This window comes from Flavobacterium denitrificans DSM 15936 (assembly GCF_000425445.1).
Lineage (GTDB): Bacteria > Bacteroidota > Bacteroidia > Flavobacteriales > Flavobacteriaceae > Flavobacterium > Flavobacterium denitrificans.
Genome location: NZ_AUDL01000027.1, coordinates 1 through 1,119 on the forward strand (window position 1 = coordinate 1; position 1,119 = coordinate 1,119).

Consider the following 1,119-nt stretch of genomic DNA (forward strand, 5'->3'; position numbering starts at 1 on the left):
GGCTTAATGGAAAGTTGGTTTTGTATTTGGAAAATTTGGCTAATCCGAAAATAGGGCTTAATTTAATCCCAAACCCGCTGTAGTGCCAGAACGTTATGTGGCATTTTAAAGACCGACACCACGAATGATAATTGAAGCAGAAATAATAATTCAACCATATTCAGGAGAATACACCGAAAGAATTTACGACAACGAAAGTGCGTGGAATTCTCAAAGTTGGACTTTCATAAAGTTTATCAATGACGACTATTCTGAATGGTGCGGACAGTTTCGTGGTTTTCCAAGACAAGTAGCTATCTCCACATCTAAAAACATTGTTTTAGTTTTGACTTCTGACTATTTATATCAACTTGACAGAGAAACAGGAAACTTGGCTGATTTTGAAGACCAACCTCAATATCAAAATTTGACAGTAGCACCAAATGGAGATTTTATTCTTGCGGACTATTACAACTTTGAAAAAGTTACAACAACTATAAAAGAAAAAGAACAAATTGAAAGCACAATTCAAATGGACTTAATAAAATTTAAGAAATGGAATAACTCCAAATTAGAATTTACTTGTGACGAGTTTTTAAATTGGGACAGACATTTAACAATGACATACGACAGCGAAACGAAAAAAATTGAAATTGTAAATGGCTAAATTGAAAATACGATTTATTGACTTTATCTATGGAATTACAATTATCGTGATAGACCTATTCGTATTTATCTTATTGGGAGTTTTACTTATGGGTTATGACGATAATTATGACAGTTCAGAGGGCGAATATTGGAGTTTTGCAAGTATGAACACATCAGAGAAAATAATATACATTTGTTACAATTCTTGGATTATTTTAAACATAACCGGACTTGCATACATTTGTTGGAAAATATACGTGAGAACAAAGAAAAACGCCACATAACAGCCGTTTGGCGAGATTGGGGTATTAGGCTGAATTATAGATGGTTTTGTATTTGGAAAATTTGTGTTTAACCAAAAAATCCCGCATCTTTAATCCCCAACCTCGCCAAGCGACAGAACGTTATGGTGTATAGCTCCGCTGACGAGAATCTGCTGATTTTAATCTGGCGTTTTAGTTCGGAAAATACAATGAAGCTGAAACTGAGCTG

General features: G+C 34.2%; 1 protein-coding gene. It reads left to right on the forward strand.

Annotated elements, in window-relative coordinates:
* Nucleotides 1–124: 124 nt before the first annotated feature.
* The gene (locus H600_RS0111700) at nt 125–646 is read left to right on the forward strand and encodes a hypothetical protein (protein WP_026728952.1); all 522 of its coding nucleotides are present in this window, start codon (nt 125–127) and stop codon (nt 644–646) included.
* Nucleotides 647–1,119 lie beyond the last annotated feature (473 nt).